We start from the raw sequence: 1,836 nt of genomic DNA on the forward strand, positions 1-1,836 counted from the left end.
GACCCCTAAAACAAAAAATATGGCCAGATAAAGATGATCCTCAGTATGAAGCATTTCCAAAAGAAATGAACCGTGCCAAGATCACTCTGAGAAGACATTATCAGGAAATATCTAATAGTTTCATCAAAGATTATAAGGGTTATACAAATGGTCCCGTTGAAGGATGTAACAATAAAATCAAAGTAATAAAACGAACAGCATACGGCTTCAGAAACTTTACCAATTTCAGACTTAGGATACTTGTAGCATTTTCTACTAGTTTTTACTCTATAAATTATAAAAACAGTTTAAAACAGCTAAACAAAAAAACAACTAATCCTCCTGAAAGAGAACTAGTTGCCTAGTAAGGACTACGTCCTTAAATTAAGTCATCAGTACTTCTTGACGAAGAGCCTAAAAAATTACCGCATCAATTTTGATCAACGGTAATTTTGAAATACTACTTTTGAGCTTTCTTGTTATCTGCTTCGGTCAGCTTGGCACCTAATTCTTTAATATAGGCCCGTAACTCATCCTTAACCTGTGGATGAGTCAAACCATATTCAATATTAGTTTGAATCCAACCGAACTTATTACCAACATCGTGCCGTTGCCCCTTAAATTCATGGGCAAAGACGCGCTGAGTTTTATTCAAGGTGTCAATGGCATCCGTTAACTGGATTTCATTACCTTTACCCGGTTTAGTATGCTCTAACACATCAAAAATCTCAGGCGTTAGTAAGTAACGACCAATGATGGCCAAATCACTTGGAGCATCATCTGGATTAGGCTTTTCAACAAAACTAGAAACATTGTAAAGTCCTGGTTTAACTTCCTCATTTGGATTGATAACACCATATTTGGCAGTATCCTCATGCGGTACTCGCATAACTGCCAATGTTGAGGCACCGGTTTCCTTGTAGCTGTCCATCAGCTGACGAGTAAGTGGCACTTTATCGTCCATCAAATCATCGCCAAGCATAACCACAAATGGTTCATCACCAATAAAGGCTTTCGCAGTTAAAACGGCATCCCCTAATCCACGTGGATGGGATTGTCGAATGAAGTACAGGTTAATATCAGTGGTTTCCTGCACCATTTTTAGCATTTCATCCTTGTGCTTTTCAATTAAATTATTTTCAAGTTCTGGATTGGAATCAAAATGGTCTTCTATGGATCGTTTGCTCTTGCCATCAACGACCACAATATCTTCAATCCCTGATTTACGAGCCTCTTCAACAATAAATTGAATGGTTGGCTTGTCGACAATCGGCAACATTTCCTTGGCTAATGCCTTAGTTGCGGGCAAAAAACGAGTTCCAAGACCAGCAGCAGGAATCACTGCCTTTTTAACTTTTTTCATGTTCAAAAATTTCCTTTCGTTTTCTCTCTCTCAAAAACGCTACAGTTGGTATTTTACCATACTTATTCGAGTTCTGATGTAACTTCTCGCTGCATCAGCCCTTCAATAGCTACCTTCACATCTTTGTGTTCATAGAGAACTTGATAAATTGCCTCTGTAATTGGCATTGGTACGTTTCGTTGTTGACTCAATTCATACGCAGCTTTGGTCGTGTAAACTCCTTCAATTACCATGCCCATATTGTTAATAACGTCATCTAATGATTTCCCTTGACCTAACTCATTGCCAGCCCGCCAGTTACGTGAGTTTACACTGGTTGCTGTTACGATTAAATCACCAACACCTGAGAGACCAATAAACGTGAACGGATTAGCTCCAAAAGCGACACCGAGCCGCCTGATTTCGGTCAATCCACGTGTAATTAAAGCTGCTTTAGCATTATCATGGTACCCTAGCCCATGAATAATACCGGCACCAATTGCAATAATATTTTT

The 1,836-nt window shown here is 38.9% G+C and carries 3 protein-coding genes; 1 reads left to right on the top strand and 2 read right to left on the bottom strand.

The window, feature by feature from the left end; genetic code table 11:
• A partial coding sequence (locus WDC_RS09155; RefSeq protein ID WP_191978667.1) for a transposase occupies window positions 1-344 on the top strand: 344 nt, incomplete at its 5' end.
• A 95-nt stretch (window positions 345-439) separates the two neighbouring features.
• Here the strand turns inward: WDC_RS09155 and galU are convergent.
• Both galU and WDC_RS09165 read right to left on the bottom strand, forming a co-directional pair.
• Complete coding sequence (gene galU, locus WDC_RS09160; RefSeq protein ID WP_044011542.1) at window positions 440-1,342, bottom strand: UTP--glucose-1-phosphate uridylyltransferase GalU; 903 nt, start codon at window positions 1,340-1,342, stop codon at window positions 440-442.
• 62 nt (window positions 1,343-1,404) lie between these two features.
• Window positions 1,405-1,836 (bottom strand): NAD(P)H-dependent glycerol-3-phosphate dehydrogenase (locus WDC_RS09165; RefSeq protein WP_044011543.1); only part of this gene is annotated, 432 nt, incomplete at its 5' end.

The organism is Paucilactobacillus wasatchensis (assembly GCF_000876205.1).
GTDB classification, from domain to species: Bacteria; Bacillota; Bacilli; order Lactobacillales; family Lactobacillaceae; genus Paucilactobacillus; species Paucilactobacillus wasatchensis.